The organism is Sphaerisporangium melleum, from assembly GCF_014646695.1.
Classification (GTDB): Bacteria; Actinomycetota; Actinomycetes; order Streptosporangiales; family Streptosporangiaceae; genus Sphaerisporangium; species Sphaerisporangium melleum.
In genome coordinates, this window is record NZ_BMNT01000065.1 from 1 (window position 1) to 16015 (window position 16015).

Annotated in this window: 14 protein-coding genes and 1 rRNA gene; 6 read left to right on the forward strand and 9 right to left on the reverse strand. The window is 69.4% G+C overall.

Annotation, left to right across the window (positions count from 1 at the left end; translation table 11 throughout):
• Positions 1 to 107: 107 nt before the first annotated feature.
• Positions 108 to 224, forward strand: a 5S ribosomal RNA gene (gene rrf, locus IEY93_RS35315).
• Between the two features lie 603 nt (positions 225 to 827).
• On the forward strand, positions 828 to 2582 hold the full coding sequence (locus IEY93_RS35320; protein WP_189167528.1) for a hypothetical protein: 1755 nt from the start codon (positions 828 to 830) through the stop codon (positions 2580 to 2582).
• A 162-nt stretch (positions 2583 to 2744) separates the two neighbouring features.
• Here IEY93_RS35320 and IEY93_RS35325 read toward each other — a convergent pair whose 3' ends face one another.
• The gene (locus IEY93_RS35325; RefSeq protein ID WP_189167529.1) at positions 2745 to 3125 is read right to left on the reverse strand and encodes a cell division protein SepF; all 381 of its coding nucleotides are present in this window, start codon (positions 3123 to 3125) and stop codon (positions 2745 to 2747) included.
• A 165-nt stretch (positions 3126 to 3290) separates the two neighbouring features.
• On the opposite strand from IEY93_RS35325, the gene IEY93_RS35330 reads away from it, so the two are divergent.
• Complete coding sequence (locus IEY93_RS35330) at positions 3291 to 4088, forward strand: PhzF family phenazine biosynthesis protein (RefSeq protein WP_189167530.1); 798 nt, start codon at positions 3291 to 3293, stop codon at positions 4086 to 4088.
• Positions 4089 to 4269: 181 nt separating this feature from the next.
• Here IEY93_RS35330 and IEY93_RS35335 read toward each other — a convergent pair whose 3' ends face one another.
• The 8 genes from IEY93_RS35335 to IEY93_RS35370 form a co-directional block, all read right to left on the reverse strand.
• Positions 4270 to 4671, reverse strand: a complete 402-nt coding sequence (locus tag IEY93_RS35335; protein WP_189167531.1) for a VOC family protein — start codon at positions 4669 to 4671, stop codon at positions 4270 to 4272.
• A gap of 284 nt (positions 4672 to 4955) precedes the next feature.
• Positions 4956 to 6689 carry an arginine--tRNA ligase gene (gene argS, locus IEY93_RS35340; protein WP_189167532.1) on the reverse strand — a complete coding sequence of 578 codons (1734 nt, stop codon included), beginning with the start codon at positions 6687 to 6689 and terminating at the stop codon, positions 4956 to 4958.
• Between the two features lie 309 nt (positions 6690 to 6998).
• Positions 6999 to 8018 carry a phosphate acyltransferase PlsX gene (gene plsX, locus IEY93_RS35345; protein ID WP_268241604.1) on the reverse strand — a complete coding sequence of 340 codons (1020 nt, stop codon included), beginning with the start codon at positions 8016 to 8018 and terminating at the stop codon, positions 6999 to 7001.
• A gap of 156 nt (positions 8019 to 8174) precedes the next feature.
• A complete protein-coding gene (locus IEY93_RS35350) occupies positions 8175 to 8789 on the reverse strand; it encodes a DUF1707 SHOCT-like domain-containing protein (protein ID WP_189167533.1) in 615 nt (204 codons plus the stop codon).
• 189 nt (positions 8790 to 8978) lie between these two features.
• Complete coding sequence (locus IEY93_RS35355; protein ID WP_189167534.1) at positions 8979 to 9164, reverse strand: hypothetical protein; 186 nt, start codon at positions 9162 to 9164, stop codon at positions 8979 to 8981.
• 225 nt (positions 9165 to 9389) lie between these two features.
• Positions 9390 to 9923 (reverse strand): YbhB/YbcL family Raf kinase inhibitor-like protein, encoded by a 534-nt coding sequence (locus tag IEY93_RS35360; RefSeq protein ID WP_203969107.1) that lies wholly within the window; start codon positions 9921 to 9923, stop codon positions 9390 to 9392.
• A 220-nt stretch (positions 9924 to 10143) separates the two neighbouring features.
• Positions 10144 to 10953, reverse strand: coding sequence for an ABC transporter ATP-binding protein (locus IEY93_RS35365; protein WP_189167554.1), 810 nt, complete (start codon positions 10951 to 10953; stop codon positions 10144 to 10146).
• Positions 10954 to 10975: 22 nt separating this feature from the next.
• Positions 10976 to 11935, reverse strand: a complete 960-nt coding sequence (locus IEY93_RS35370; protein ID WP_189167535.1) for an ABC transporter permease — start codon at positions 11933 to 11935, stop codon at positions 10976 to 10978.
• A gap of 457 nt (positions 11936 to 12392) precedes the next feature.
• On the opposite strand from IEY93_RS35370, the gene IEY93_RS35375 reads away from it, so the two are divergent.
• The 3 genes from IEY93_RS35375 (at position 12393) to IEY93_RS35385 (ending at position 16008) form a co-directional block, all read left to right on the forward strand.
• Positions 12393 to 14039, forward strand: coding sequence for a peptide ABC transporter substrate-binding protein (locus tag IEY93_RS35375; protein WP_189167536.1), 1647 nt, complete (start codon positions 12393 to 12395; stop codon positions 14037 to 14039).
• Positions 14040 to 14153: 114 nt separating this feature from the next.
• Complete coding sequence (locus IEY93_RS35380) at positions 14154 to 15095, forward strand: ABC transporter permease (protein WP_189167537.1); 942 nt, start codon at positions 14154 to 14156, stop codon at positions 15093 to 15095.
• Positions 15088 to 16008: an ABC transporter permease gene (locus tag IEY93_RS35385; RefSeq protein WP_189167538.1), complete on the forward strand. Its 921-nt coding sequence runs from the start codon at positions 15088 to 15090 to the stop codon at positions 16006 to 16008. Before IEY93_RS35380 ends, IEY93_RS35385 begins: the two co-directional genes overlap by 8 nt.
• The last annotated feature ends 7 nt before the right edge of the window (positions 16009 to 16015 follow it).

Here is a 16015-nt window from a genome sequence, read left to right on the forward strand (position 1 = left end):
TAATAGGCCGAGGACTTGACCACAAAGCATTCTTGCTCGCGTCCATTATGCAACTCAGAGACAACAAACCCCCGCCGTTGGTGGTGGTGGGGTTGGTCTCGGAGGGTTACGGCGGTCATAGCGGAAGGGAAACACCCGGTTACATTCCGAACCCGGAAGTTAAGCTTTCCAGCGCCGATGGTACTGCACCGGGGACGGTGTGGGAGAGTAGGACACCGCCGGACAAAATTTGATAGATGTAGGTAGGCCGCCCGGGTTCCGGGCGGCCTTCCTGCGTTTCAGGGGGGTTTTTCTCCCGGAACCAGGATCGTGCTGCGCCCCGCGGCGTGTCCTCGCTCCTGGCGTGTCCTCGTCCCTCGACCCGCGACCCCGGTCTGAGTGTTCTGCGTTCCGTGTGTCTTCCGCGCTCTCGCCCGCCACGCTTCTGGTGTGTCGTCGCTTCTAGCGTGCCCTCGACCCTCGGGCTGAGTGTTCTGGGTGTTCTCCGTGCCCTCGTCCGCCGTGCCTGCGGGTGTCCGCGCTTCCGAGCCGGCGGTCCTTCGTGCTTGTGTATGTCCAGGTGCCGCCTGCCGCCTCCGGGTGTTCGCGGGTGGCCCGGCTTTCGCCGTCCACCGCCGTGTCCCTTCTCCTCTGGCACTCCCCGCATCTCCTGAGGTCTCCGGCACGCCGTGTTCTCCGTGTATCGGGTCAAGTTCCGGGGCTGTATCGGCGTGCCGCACTACATGATCGCGTTCGACGAATAGACTGGGCGCGGTCATGCACGTGTCCGCCGAACCCTCGCCTCCGGGGGCCTTCCTCTCGCCTTCGGGGAGTTGCCCGCTTTGAGCATGGATCTGACCGCCACACCCGACGTCACCCGGGCCGCGGACGGTACGCATCCGCAGCACCAGGACGGAGAGACGGCCAACAGTGAGCCGTCCGACGGGGTGGCCGTGGCGCCACAGCCGTACGAGGATGACCTCTCCAGTCTGCAGCGGTACGCCGAAGAACTGATCAGCCACCTGGCGGCGGACGGCACGATTCCCCCGGTGCCCACCGGCGCGCTTGATGTGCCCGGGCACTGGCTCGCTCCGGCGGTCGAGGCGCTGCTGCTCATCTTCGCCGGCCAGGACGCGCTGGATCCGCTCGCTCGCGCGGCCCAGTTGGACGAGACGAACACCGCGTTGTTCCTCTGCCTGTCGTTGGCGGTGAGCGGGCACGGCGACCGCATCCACGCCTCGTGGCTCGGCACCGCCTTCGGTGACCTGGCCACCGATCGTCCGGTCAGTCCGGGCCAGCGTGCGCTGTGGATGGCCGCCGCGCGAGGAGCGTACGGCCCGGCCGGCAAGATCTTCGTGCTCCGCAAGCTCGACGCCGCCGCGGTTCCTTCCACGGCGGAGCCCGGCCGTTGGCTGGCCGCCCTGGTGCCCGGCGACCCCACCCTCGCGGCCATGACCGCCACGACCTCGACGGCGCCGGCCGCCATCGGAGGCAGCTCGGCCGCGACCGAGCCGGCAGCGCCCGGTGGCGCGTCGACCGCGACCGAGTCCGGCGGCACCGAGGGCGCTTCTGCGGCACTGGATTCCGTGCCCACCACGGCTGCTGAGGGCGCCGCCGAGACCGATCCGGTTGTCGCCGACGGTGCATCGGTCGCCAGCGCGATCGTTGAGCCGGCAGGGAGTTCCACGCCATCCTCGACCGGTACGGCGAGTTCGGCCGGCGCCGGGCCCGCGGACGCCGTCGTCACTCCCGAGGCCGTGGCACAGGCACTGGCCGCGTCGCCGGCGTTGTCGGCGCTACCGGCGCTCGCCCAGGTTCCGGAGCTGCTGCGGCCCGTGCAGGCCGCGGCACGGCTGTCCCGGCTGCTGGAACGGAGCGCCGAGATCACCGCCACGCGCCCGGCCACCCTCCCCAAGGGTGAGCAACCGAGCCCTTGGGCGGGCACCGAGCCTCTGGCCGTCCTGCGCTCCCTCATCGGCTCCGCCGAGCCGGGTACGTCCGGCTCGCTGACCGGCCACCTGCTGGCGGACGTACGCGCGGACTCCGACCCGCACCTGGCCGCGATCGCCTTCCACGTCGCCGCTCCCGTCGTCCGGGCGGCGGCCGAGGACCTCGCGCGAGCGACCGACGTCCCGCCGCCGGACGAGATCGTTGTGCCGATCATGGGGCACGACATCGTCCTGCGCCCCGAAGGCGCCGACCAGGACTCGCTGGCCGTGGCCGAGGCGGGCATCAGAGCGGAGGGAGCCGCTCGCCTGTCCGGCCGCTGGCTCGCCTACGCACCGGCCCTGCTGCCCATCGTGGCGGTGGTGCTGGCGTTCACGGTCTCCGAACTGTTCGCCGTCGCCGCGCTGCTTCTGGGCGGGGTGGCCGGCTACATCCTCTGGCGCCGGAGCGTGCGCGAGCAGACCGAGGCGCGGCGTGTCGAGGCCGAGGTGGCGCGGCTGCGTGATCAGGCGGAGGCGGCGATGTGGGCGCTGCACGACTACGCGCGCGAGGCGGCCGAACGGACTCAGACCGCCACCGAGCACCTGACCGCGCTCACCCGCCTGCTCCGGCGTGGCCCGGCCGTCGCCGCCGCGCCCGCGGCTTCCCCGTCCTGAGACGGTTCTCCGGTCCATCCGTCTCCGGGGACGCCGGCCACCTCGTCGTCCGCCGTCCCTCTTCAGCTCTTCCGGCCCGCTTGGCTGTGCGGCCGCGCGGGCCGGCTTTCGTCGGCTCCGGCGATGGCCGGGATCCACGGATCCCGGCCTCCGTGCCGGGGGTCAGGTGTTGGTGATCTCCACGTCGGCGGGGGCCAGGAGGAACACCTTGTCGGCGATCCGCTCGATGCGCCCTTCGCACCCGTATGTCAGGCCCGCGGCGAAGTCGACCATGCGGGTCGCCTCGGCCAGGGGCATGCCCGAGACGTCCATGATCACCGCCTGGCCGTCCCTGAAGTGCTGTCCCACGGTCAGTGCGTCGGAGTACTTGTGGGGGCGGATCATGACGATGCGTGCCGGGTCTGCATCCGACCCCCAGCGCCTGGCGGCCCGTTCCGACGCGGGCATCCACTCATCCTCGTACTCGTCGTACTCATAGGGCTCGTCGTACTGATCCCCGTCGCCCAGGCCAAGGTAACTCACCACCCTGCGCACTGCCCCCATCGGCTGTCCTTTCCGCGAGAACCGGCAGCATTCGCCGTGCCCCGACACAAATGACCGTAACCGACGTGTCGCCTGGGGCGGCGCGACACGCCCATCGAGTTTCGATTTTGCCCAGGTTTCGCTGCTGTTTCGACCGGTTATCTGGGGGTGGATAGGATCGAGAGCATGCGTATCTTCACCGTCGATTCGTTCACCGATCAGCCCTTCAAGGGTAACCCGGCGGCCGTCTGCCTGCTGGACTCCAGCAGATCTGATGAGTGGATGCAGGCGCTGGCCAGCGAGATGCGCCACTCCGAGACGGCCTTCCTGCTCGACCAGGGCGAGGGGCGCCCGCGCTCGCTGCGGTGGTTCACGCCGGACGTCGAGGTCGCTTTGTGTGGTCATGCCACCCTTGCGACGGCGCACGTGTTGTATTCGACGGGCGTCGCCTCCGGGCGCCTGGAGTTTTCTACGCAGAGCGGAATACTGGCCACCGATCAACTCGATCACGACTATATCTCGATGAATTTCCCGGCGTCCTCGCCCGTCGAGATTCCGGCTCCGGAGGTCCTCGCCAAGGCGCTCGGGGTGCCCTTCCGGTGGGTCGGGAAGGGCGCCATGGACATCCTGGTCGAGCTGGAGTCCGAGCAGGTCGTGCGTGGTCTGGAGCCCGACATCGACGCATTGGCCACCCTGGACGCCCGCGCCGTCTGCGTGACCGCCCGCGCCGCGGACCCCTCGGCCGGCATCGCCTATGTTTCCCGGTTCTTCGCGCCGCGCGTCGGCGTTCGGGAGGACCCGGTCACCGGCTCGGCGCACTGCATGCTCGCCCCTTATTGGTCCGGAAAACTGGGCGAAAAGGAACTTCTCGCCGCACAAGTCTCGAAGCGTGGGGGTCTTGTCCGTACCACCCTGCGTGACGACGGCCGGGTCGACATCGCCGGCACCGCGGTCACCGTCTGGTCCGGCACCCTGCACGTCTGAGCTCGCGGGCCGGCGCCACCCCGTCCTTCCCCCAGCCCCGCGCCGGCCGCCCCTATCCGGCTCCGCGGCTCCGCTCGGTCGGGTGCTGCCAGAGGTCTCCTCCACCTGTCAGATGTGCGGCACGGCAGCCCGGCGCGGGAGCCGTGATCGTCCTTGAGTCGGTCCGGCGGGGCCGGTGCGGTCAGGCCACCCCTGCCGGGCCGAGCAGGTCCCAGCGGTTCCCGGCCAGGTCGAGGAACACGGCGACCCGGCCGTACGGCTCCGTGCGCGGCACGGTCACGAATTCGACGCCGGCCGCCGTCATCCGCTCGTAGGCCGCGTCGAAGTCGTCCACCCGGAGGAAGAACCCGACCCGGCCGGCGACCTGGTTCCCGACGGCCGCGGTCTGCCGTTCGCCGTCCGCCTGGGCGAGCAGGATGCCGGTCTCCGCGCCCGGCGGCCGGACGACCACCCATCGCTTCGGGCGGCCGTCGTTGGTCAGCGACGGCGAGTCCTCGGCCAGCTCGAAGCCGAGGACGTCGACGAAGAACGCGATGGCCAGGTCGTAGTCGGGCACGACGAGCGCCACAAGATCAATACGCACGCCCTGGAGTATAGGAGTCCATCCCCCTGGCGCCCGAGGGTGAGGTCGCCCGCCTGCCCGTTCCACTGTGGGCTCGTCGCCTCGCAAGGGGCCGCCGCTTTGACACGCTCTCCGGACTGAAGCTGAAGACGGTGCGTGCGGCCGAGTCCGGTGCTGGTCGTGGCCGGAGGCGCGTACGACGGTGCCGGCCGGACACATGGGCGTGAAAGGAGCGTCGGAGCACCCAGTGTGAGGCGTGCTCCCCGGCCGGTCGCGTGGTGGTGTGCGGACGGCCGGGGAGGGGGTCACATGCGCTCGGGGATCGGGACGCCGAGGAGGGTGAGGCCGGTCGCGAGGACGCTGAGGGTCAGAGCGCACAGGGCCAGCCGGGACGCTCGCGTGGCCTCGGGCACGTCGTCCCGCAGGACCGGGCACTTCTCGTAGAAGGTGGTGAAGGTGCTCGCGGTCTCGAACAGGTAGGCGCAGACCCGATGAGGCTCGGCGAGGGTCGCGGCGTTCTCGATCACGGTGCCGAAGCCGAGCAGCTGGAGCGCGAGGTCGCGCTCGGCCGGCTCGTCGAGCAGGATCGGGCCGGTGGCGTCCGCCGGGTCGACACCGCCCTTGCGGAAGATCGACCGGATGCGGGCCGTGGCGTACTGCATGTACGGCCCGGTGTTGCCGGCGAACGACAGCATGCGATCGAAGTCGAAGATGTACTCACTGTCGTGGCTGACCGACAGGTCGGCGTACTTCACGGCGCCGATGCCGACCGCGCGGGCGATCTCGGCGCGGGTCGCCTCGTCGTAGCCCCGCTCGGCGATGGCGGCCGAGGCTCGCTCGACGGCCTCGTCGAGCAGATCGGTGAGCTTGACCGACTCGCCGCTGCGGGTGCGGAACCGGCGGCCGTCGGCGCCGAGCATCATGCCGATCTGGGTGTGCTCGGCCGAGACGCTATCGGGCAGCCAGCCGGCCTGCCGCGCGGCGGCGAAGATCATCTGGAAGTGCAGCGACTGGTCGGCGCCGACGACGTACAGGATGCGGTCGGCCTTGAGGTCGCGCACGCGGTAGCGGATGGCGGCCATGTCGGTGGTGGCGTAGCCGTACCCGCCGTCGCTCTTGCGGATGATCAGAGGCAGGGGCTTGTCGTCGCTGCCGGTGAAGCCGGGCGGGAAGACGCACAGGGCACCCTCGCTGATCACCGCCACGCCGGCCGCTTCGAGGTCGGCGCAGGTCTCGGCGAGCATGGGGTTGTACATGCTCTCGCCGGCGATGTCGTCGTCGGTCAGCGTGACGCCGAGCGTGTCGTAGACCTTGTTGAAGTAGCGGACCGTGGCGTCCATGAACAGGTGCCACAGCCGCATGGTCTCGGGGTCGCCGCCCTGCAGGGTGGCCACCCGGCGCCGCGAGCGCTCCTTGAAGACCGGGTCGGAGTCGAACTTGGCCCGGGCCGCCTGGTAGTACTCGTTGGTCTCGCCGGCCTGCAACTGGGCGATGGCATTGGGCTCGCCGATGTCGAGCAGGTGCTCGATGAGCAGGCCGAACTGCGTGCCCCAGTCGCCGAGGTGGTTCTGCCGGATGACCCGGTTGCCGAGGTGCTCGAGCATGCGCACCAGGGAGTCGCCGACGATGGTGGTGCGCAGGTGGCCGACGTGCATCTCTTTGGCGGCGTTGGGCGCGGAGTAGTCGACCACCACCGTCTGCGGCGGCGTGGTCTGCCCGACGCCGCTGCGCGGGTCGGCCAGGGTGCGCCCGGCCTGCTCGGCGATCCAGGAGTCGCTGAGGGTGATGTTGAGGAAGCCGGGACCGCTGACCTCGACCTTGGCGAAGACGTCGCCGGCGTCGAGGGCGTCGGCGATGGCCTGGGCGACCTCCCGCGGCGCACGTCGCAGTCGCTTGGCCAGGCTCAGTGCGACGTTCGCCTGGTAGTCGGCGAACTGCGAGGGCCGGATCAGCGGGTCGGCGCCTGCGTACTCCGAGCCGAAGGCGGTGCCCAGCGCCTGCTGGACGCGCTCGGCGAGCACGAGTTGCGGGTCGGTCATGGCACAAGGATATCCGCTGATCATCAGGCGCCGAGAAGGGATATGCGGTGCCTGTGGACGACCCGCCCCCGGCGTCCCCTGCGCCCCTTCCGCCACCTTCTCCGCGGGGACCCGCGGACCGGGCGCCGTGGTCCGGCTTCGGCGTGCACCAGCGTGAACTCCAGATCTGAGGCCGGCGCCGGCGTAGGGAAGGAGTCCGTTCGCGCCGCGGGTCTTACGGCCGTGCCACCGCTTCACGCTGCGGCAGAGAGACGATCAAGCCGCAGGGCTTCCGGGCGGTCGTGGCGAGGTCCAGGAGGCCGCGGGAGGTCACCAGAGGCGGTGGGAGCGGTGGGTGGCCGCGATGCGCTCTCCCACATGGCTCACGGTGCCCTGGTGGGCCAGGGTCGCGGCGAGGGCGCAGGCCGCGGCGACGCCCTTGGCGGTCGAGGAGCCGTGCGCGATCACGACGGTGCCGTTCAGCCCGAGCAGGACGGCGCCACCGTACGCCTCGGGGTCCAGCCGCCTGCGCAGTTCCCTGAGCCGGCCGCGCTGCAGGCCGGCCGCCAGCCGGGAGAGCCGGCCGCCTTCGAGGGTCTCGCGCAGCTCGGCGAAGGCGTAACGGACCGCGCCCTCCATCGTCTTGAGCGCGACGTTGCCGGTGAAGCCGTCGGTGACGATGACGTCGACCGCGCCGTTCAGCAGGTCGTGGCCCTCGACGTTGCCGGTGAAGTTCATGCCCGGCACGGCGGTGAGCAGCTCGTGGGCGCGTTTGGTGAGCTTGTTGCCCTTCCCCGCCTCGCCGCCGATCGTGAGCAGCCCCACGCGCGGCGAGGTGAGGCTCAGCGCGGTCTCGGCGTACGCGACGCCCAGGTGGGCGAACTGCACGAGGATCTCGGGTTTGACGTCGGCCGTGGCGCCCGCGTCCAGCAGCACGGTGGGGTGTGGCCGGGTGGGCAGGGGGACGGCGATCGCCGGGCGCAGCACGCCCTGCTGGGCGCGCAGCCGGAGCTTCCCGGTGGCCACCACCCCGGCGGTCGACCCCGCCGAGACCACCGCCGAGGCGTCGCCCCTGCGGACCAAGTGGCAGGCGAGGGCGATGCTGGAGCGGGGCCGCCGGAGGCTGGCCAGCGCGCCCTCGTCCATGGTCAGGGCCTCCTCCGCGCGGACGATGGGGATCTCGCCGACGGCGTCGTGCTCGGCCAGTGCCTCGGCGATGGTCCGCGGCGCGCCGACCAGCACGACGGGCACGCCGTGTTCGCGTACGGCCAGGACGGCGCCCGCCACGATCTCGCCGGGGGCGTTGTCGCCTCCCATGGCGTCAAGGGCTATCGGCGGAATGCCGTCCAAGCGGTCACCTCGTGCGGAATGAGTGTGTGTCCCGCATCGTAGGTGGCCAGGCGGGCCGGCCGGTCGGCGGCACCCGGGACGGCGGGTCGGCCGGGGACCGGGCGGCGGGCACCGGGAGGGGAACCCCGCCCGCGACGCTCGGCTACGTCGTCGCTTTCAGTGCGCGCGCCAGGGCCAGTGCCAGTCGGCGGCGGCGCGGGAGACGACGACCTTGCCGAACACCGCGCGCCCGGTCACCCGGATGAGCGGCCCGCCGGGCTCGCCCGCCTGCTCGCCGTCGGGTGCCCCGCCCGAGACGTGGCGCTTGGAGAAGATGGCGCCGCCTTCGTCGACGACCCGCGCGTTGCCGGGGACGCGCACGATCAGCTTGCCGCAGAACGAGTTCACCTCAAGGGTGATCTCGCGCCCGGGCAGGACGGCGTCGGAGAGGTCGATGATCAGCGCGCCGAAGGTCGAGCGCAGGGTGGTGTGCCGTCCGGCGACCCAGCGGCCGCCGCGGATGACCTTGCTGAACACGGCCGTGACCGCCTGCTGCTCGGCGCCGAGGCCCGGGGAGGACGCGCGGGAGACGTCGGGCAGGTCACGGGTGAGGGGGAGGAGGTCGCCGACGGTGACCGCGGTGTAGGCCGCCTCCAGCCGGTCGGCGTGCTCGACGCTGGTGAGGCGGCCGGTGGCCAGCGCCTCACCGAGGACGGCGGCGACGCGGTCGCGGTCGGCGTCCGAGGCGCGCTGGGCGATGTCGCCCGACTCGAAGGGCGTTAGGGAGCTCACTCGCTCACAGTAGCCCAACTCAAGATATGTCGCGATATCCGGAAAGGCTTTACTCGGCTTTCTCGGTCGAGTGGAACCGGGCCGTCGCGCCGGCGCGTCCGTAAGGGGAAGCGACAGACGCGCCGGCCTGGCCGATCGGTGACCACCGGCCGTTTCCCGTTCGAACGGGCGGTGCGGGGCGGGAGATGATCAGCTGTCGGACGCCGGAGCCCGCACGTAGGTCCGGCGGGCGATCTGGGCCTGCAGGCGGGCCATCTGCCAGTGCAGCTCGATGAGCTGCTCGGCGAGCAGGTGACGTGGAATGTCCGACGGGTCCTCGGCGGAAAGGTCATCGATCGCGGCCGCCAGCTCTCGCACCCCGCACCCCCATTCCATCCGTAGTCCTCGGTGTGTCCCTCGGATCGAATCTACGTTCGAATCATAGTGGAGCGGAGGGGGAAGTGTCAGCGGATTCACCGGGCGTGTCCGGACTTCTGTACGGTCTAGCCGCCTCGGTCCCGAGGGCCGGCGAGCCCCGATGACGGGGTGAGCGGGCCGGCCGCGCCCGTCCCGCCGTGCACACGGACGGAACGGGCCGGCGGGCCGCGGGGGCGAGCTGGGTCAGGTCTGGTAGACGGGCGCGATGTAGCCGCGGGCCAGGGTGTTCGCCACGATGGTGAAGCCCACCACGGCCGCCGAGGCGTCCTCGCCGACCCCGAGTTTGTCCACCCCGAGGGCGTGGACGGCGAACAGGTAGCGGTGCGGGGTCCCGGGCGGCGGCGCGGCGCCGCCGTACTCGCGCAGGCCGTAGTCGTTGCGCCCGTGGACCGCGCCCTCGGGAAGGCCCTTCATCTCCCCGCTGCCCGCGCCCGCCGGCAACTCGGTGACGGTCGCCGGGATGTCGTAGACCAGCCAGTGCCAGAAGCCGCTGGTGGTCGGGGCGTCGGGGTCGAAGCAGGTGACCGCGAAGCTCTTGGTGCCCTCGGGGGCGCCCGACCAGCGCAGGTGCGGCGAGATGTTGCGGCCCGACATCCCCCAGTCGTCGAAGACGTGGTCGTCGGAGAGGTGTTCGCCGTGCCGCACGTCGTCGCTCTCGACCGTCAGCGCGGGCACCTCGGGCAGGTGGTCATAGGGAATCGGTGGCTGGTCGACCACGATGGACCTCCGAGTGGAAGGACGTTCCGGACCTCCCCATCCTGCCCCCTGCGGTGCGCCCCGAACGATCAGCGGGGCGCACCGCCCTCGCCGCGGCGTCCCCGGAAGCGAGGACGCCCCCCGGCCCTCGCGTGGGCCGCGTGCGGCCGGTCTGCGAGGCACTCAAGGGGCGCCCTGATGAAACGATCGTGAGTGGGTGGTGGCGGCCAGGCGCCCGGAGTCAGGAGTTGTAGGCGGCGAGGACCGTCGCGGGGTCGCCGTCCATCTTGATCTTGCCCTTGTGCAGCCAGATGACGCGGTTGCAGGTCTCCTCGATCACGTCGAGGTTGTGCGCGACCAGGAAGACCGTGCCGGCCTCCCCGCGCATCTGCTGGATGCGCTCCTGGCTCTTGCGCTTGAAGTCGCGGTCGCCGGTGGCGAGCGCCTCGTCGATGAGCAGCACGTTGTGGCTCTTGGCCGAGGCGATGGCGAACCGCAGGCGGGCGCCCATGCCCGAGGAGTACGTCGACATGGGGAACTGCACGAACTCCCCGATGCCGGAGAACTCCACGATCTCGTCGTACTTCTCCTTGACCTCCGACGGGGTCATGCCCATCGCGTAACAGCCGAGCACGACGTTGCGCTCGCCGGTGAGCTCCTTCATCAGCGCGGCGTTGACGCCGAGCAGCGACGGCTGGCCGTTGGTGTAGACCGAGCCCTTGTGCGGCGGCAGCAGGCCGGCGATGGCGCGCAGCAGCGTGGACTTGCCCGAGCCGTTGCGGCCGATGATGCCGATGGCGTCGCCGTGGCGGGCCACGAAGGAGACGCCCTTGACGGCGTGGACCTCCTTCATCTGCGGCCGGCCCTGGCGGCGCAGGATGCGCAGCAGGGCGTTGGCGGCGTTGCCCTTCTCGGAGGCGCTGGCCGCGCCGTACACGCGGTAGACGATGTGCAGGTCGTCGACGACGACGGTGGGCGTGCCGGGCGCCGGCTCCGCGGGAGCGGCCGCGGCCACCGCGGGCAGGGCCGCCTCGTCCTGGGGATGGGCCATCTGGGACGGCTCCTTGGTCAGCTCAGCCACGGCCATACCTCTCCTCGGCCCGCCAGAAGTACCAGAAGCCGCCGATCAGGGCGACAGCGGCCCAGAAGCCAGCGTATAGCCACAACTGGCCCAGGCTGCTGTGCGAGAACTGGTGCTTGGCGAGGTCCTCGGGGTAGGTGCGCAGCAGCAGGTGGCGCATCAGGTCGATGAAGACCGAGGGAGGGTTGAACTCCAGCAGGAACCGCGCCCACTCGGGGTTGTCCTTCATCTTCGCCGGGATGCTGTAGAAGACGCCCGAGGTGTACAACCAGGTTCGCAGGATGAACGGCAGCAGTTGGTTCATGTCGCGGACGAAGGCTCCGACGCGTGCGAGGAGCAGGCTCATCCCGACATTGAAGATCGTCTGCAGCAGCAGCGCGAAGGGGATCAGCAACCACATCCAGGTGAGGGGCTCGCCCGTGACGAGCACGATCACGAACAGCACGCCCATCGAGATGGCGAGCTGCTGGAACTCCTGGATGGTGTAGGCCAGTGGCAGGGCGGCACGCGGGAAGTGCAGGGCCCTGATCAGCGAGAGGTTCCCGGAGATGGACTTGGCGCCGCCGGTGATCGACCGCTGGGTGTAGGAATAGACGAACACACCGGTGATGAGGAACGCGGTGTAGTTCGTGATGTCCTTCTTCTGCCCCAGGATCAGGCCGAACATCAGGTAGTAGACGCCCGCGTTCAGCAGCGGCGTCAACACCTGCCAGAGCTGGCCGAGGGCCGAGTCGGAGTACTTCGAGACGTTACGCGACGTGGCGTACGTGAAGACGAAGTGCCGCCTGTCCCACAGTTGACGCAGGTAGACGGGCAGACTGGGACGTGCGATGGCACGTCGCAACCCGTGGCGCTCGGCGAGCGCGGCCAGCGATTCCTTCCCCGTAGGAGAAGGGCCGGCGGCCCGGTCGCCCGCCCGGGAGTCCGCGACAGCGGATTCCGGCTGACTCATGGCATGGACTCTATTGGATACCGGTGAATGAGATGCCTACGGTCCCACTTGATGGCACATGACCGGAAGTCCGCTCGGAGCCCGTCCGGTCCGGCGCGGGGGTGGGGTGAAGGTGTCGTCCCAGCTCCTGCCGAAGCGACCGACGATACCCTTATCCTGGCCGGATGTGCGATCTACCACCGGTCTGTGTACCTTGGTGACGGATTTATGCCGTTTCAAGGCATTATCGACAGCCTAGTTGGTATGCGTGTGACGTCCGGCTGGGGCACGTGTGACCGAACTGCAACGCGCCAGAGACTCGCTGGTGAGGCGTAGTGAGGAATGCTCACGGTCGTCTGGCAGGGCGTCAACTGATTTGACCGTGTCCGCGGACTCCCGGGGTCGGATCCCCTGGGAGGCGTGCTCGACATGAGCGGCTCAGACTCGACGCCCACCTTAGAGGGAGGATTAATCCACGATGCGTGTGACCAAGGGCGCACAGATCGTCGCCGGGACCGCGCTGCTGGCGCTTGCGGTTGCGGCGTGCGGTGGCGGCGGCAGTAGCAGCGGCACCGGTTCCAGCTCCAGCGCCGCCGGCAACGCAGGCGCGGTCAGGGTCGAGATCGCTGAACCCCAGCACGACCTCATCCCGGGCAACACCACGGAGACCAGCGGCGCCGAGGTGCTGAACGCACTGTTCGTCGGCCTCGTCGACTACGACGCGGACAAGAAGCCGTACAACCGTGTCGCCGAATCCATCGAGTCGACGGACTCCACCACGTGGACGATCAAGCTCAAGGACGGCTACAAGTGGCACAACGGTGAGCCCGTCACCGCCCAGAACTTCGTAGACTCCTGGAACTTCACGGCCAACGGCGCCAACGCCCAGGAGGGCAACTACTTCTTCGGCAGCATCAAGGGCTACGACGACCTGAACCCGGGCGAGGGCAAGACCCCGACCGCCACCACGCTGAGCGGTCTGAAGGTCGTCGACGACAAGACCTTCACCGTCGAGCTCAAGAACCCGTTCTCCGGCTTCCCGACGATGCTGGGCTACACGGCGTTCTACCCCCTCCCCAAGGCGGCCTTCGAGTCCGAGGGCAAGCTGAAGGCCGACTTCGGCGGCAACCCGATCGGCAACGGCCCCTTCAAGATCTCCAAGCCCTGGAAGCGCGGCACGGACCAGACGATCTCCCTGGTCCGCGACGACAACTTCAAGGAGGGCAAGGCCAAGGTCGACGCGGTCGACTTCAAGATCTACACCGACCTGAGCACCGCGTTCAACGACCTGCGCGCCGGCAACCTGGACATCATGGACCAGCTGCCGCCGGAGGGCATCGCCACCGCCAAGAACGAGTTCGGCGACCGCTACATCGAGCAGCCGTCGTCCGGCATCGGCTACATCGGCTTCCCGACCAAGAACGGCGCCGACTACGCCAAGAACGCCGACGTCCGCAAGGCGATCTCCATGGCGATCGACCGTAAGACGATCACCGAGACGGTCTTCTCCGGCACCCGTGTCCCGGCCGACGACTTCATCAGCCCGGTCGTCTCCGGCTACCGCCAGGGCGCCTGTGGCGAGGCCTGCACCTACGACCCCGCCAAGGCCAAGGCCCTGTTCGACCAGGCCGGCGGCGCCAAGATGGGCACCATCGAGATCGGCTACAACGCCGACGGTGGCCACAAGGAGTGGATCGAGGCCGTCGCCAACAACCTGCGCACCAACCTCGGTGTGGAGGTCACCCCCAAGCCGGTGGAGAAGTTCGCCGCCATCCTCGAGGACCTGGGCAACAAGAAGTGGTCCGGCGCCTTCCGCATGGCGTGGATCATGGACTACCCGTCCCCGGAGAACTACCTGCGCCCGCAGTTCGGCTCGGGCGGCAGCTCGAACTACTCCGGCTTCGCCAGCAAGGAGTTCGACGACCTGGTCACCCAGGGCGACGCGGCCAAGACCCTCGACGAGGGCATCAAGTTCTACCAGCAGGCCGACGACCTGGTGCTCAAGGAGATGCCGTACATCCCGGTGTACTTCTACCAGACGAACGGCGCGTACTCGCAGCACGTGAAGAACGTCAAGATCGACCCCTTCGAGCGGATCGACCTGTTCAACGTCGAGAAGGCCTGACGTCAACTACTCCGGGTGGTTAGGTACCCTTAACCACCCGGAGTGGGCGACACCCCACAAGGGCAGCTCTCAGTGGTTGTGGAGGCTGCCCTTTGTAATGATCGGGAGTACTAGATGGGCCGCTACGTCATCAGGCGCCTTCTCCAGGCGATTCCTGTGCTGTTGGGCACCACATTCCTCATCTTCGCCATCGTCTACGCGCTGCCGGGCGACCCCCTGCAGGCGCTGGCCGGTGAAAAGCGCGTCGACCCGGTGTTCGCGGCGGCACTCCGGGAGCAGTTCCACCTCAACGATCCGCTCATCGTCCGGTACGGCTACTACGTCCGCGACATCCTGAGCGGGAACTTCGGCACCACATTCCGCGGGCTGCCGGTTTCCACCATCTTCGAGGGCAAGTTCCAGGTCACCTTCCAGCTGGCCATCACCGCCCTCATCTTCGAGGCCATAATCGGCATCGGCCTCGGCCTCTGGGCGGCACTGCGCCGCGGCAAGTGGGAGGACAAGGGCATCCTGGCCGTCACCCTGCTGATGGTCTCCATCCCCACGCTGGTCAGCGGCTTCGTCCTGCAGCTCGTGCTCGGCGTGCAGCTCAAGCGCAACACCGGCATCGACTTCTTCCCGGTGGCCGGCATCCAGGACGGCCTGCGCAGCTACCTGCTGCCCGGCTTCGTCCTGGCGATGCTGTCGATCGCCTACCTCACCCGGCTGACCCGGACGAGCCTGATGGAGACGCTGCGCGCCGACTACGTGCGCACGGCCATCGCCAAGGGAATGCCCAGGCGACGGGTGCTGGGACGGCACGCGCTGCGCAACTCGCTGATCCCGCTGGTGACCTACCTGGGCGCGGACCTCGGCACGCTGATGGGCGGCGCGGTGATCACCGAGACCATCTTCAACCTGCCCGGCATCGGCCAGCAGCTCTTCCAGTCGGTCTACCTGCGGGAGAACTCCGTCGTGGTGGGCATCGTGACGGTCCTGGTCCTGATCTACATCGTGGCCAACCTCGTCGTCGACCTGCTGTACGCCGTTCTCGACCCCAGGATCCGCTATGAGTAACGACACCCTGCCCTCGACCGCCCCGGTGCAACCCGCCAAGCCGGTCAAGGAGAGCAAGCCCGCGAGCCTGTGGTCGGACGCCTGGTACGACCTGCGGCGCAACCCCGTCTTCATCATCGGTGGCGCCATGCTGGTGCTGCTCATCGCGATCTCGGCCTTCCCGGGGCTGTTCGACACCGTCGGCGTCGACGCCAAGACGTGCTCGCTCGCGCAGGCCCGCAAGGGCATCACCTCGGAACACTGGTTCGGCACCGACAACCTGGGCTGCGACGTGTACTCCCGGGTCATCTGGGGCGCCAGGGTGTCGATCATCGTGGGCTTCGTCAGCGCGATCGTGACCGCCATCATCGGTGGCGCGCTCGGCCTGCTCGGCGGCTTCTACGGGCGCTGGGTGGACGTGCTGCTCTCCCGCATCGCCGAGATCTTCTTCGCCGTCCCCTCCATCCTCGGCGCCCTGCTGATCCTCGCGGTCATCGGCCGCGACAACGCGGGCATCGGCACCGTCGTCCTCGCGCTCTCCCTGCTGGCCTGGCCGATGATCCTGCGCATCATGCGCGCCGCGGTCATCACGGCGAAGGCCCAGGACTACGTGGTGGCGGCCCGCGCGCTCGGCGCCGGGCCCGGGCGCATCATGATCCGGCACATCCTGCCGAACGCGGTCGCGCCGGTCATCGTGGTGTCCACGATCAACCTCGGGGCGTTCATCGCCGCGGAGGCGGCCCTGTCCTTCCTGGGCGTGGGCATCCAGTCGCCGCAGATCTCCTGGGGTCTGATGATCGCGGACGCGCGCAACCGCTTCCTGGAGGCGCCGCTTCCGCTGCTGTTCCCGGCGCTGTTCCTCAGCCTGACCATCCTCAGTGTGGTCATGCTGGGTGACGCGGTCCGTGACGCGCTAGACCCGAAGCTGCGCTAGGAGAGGG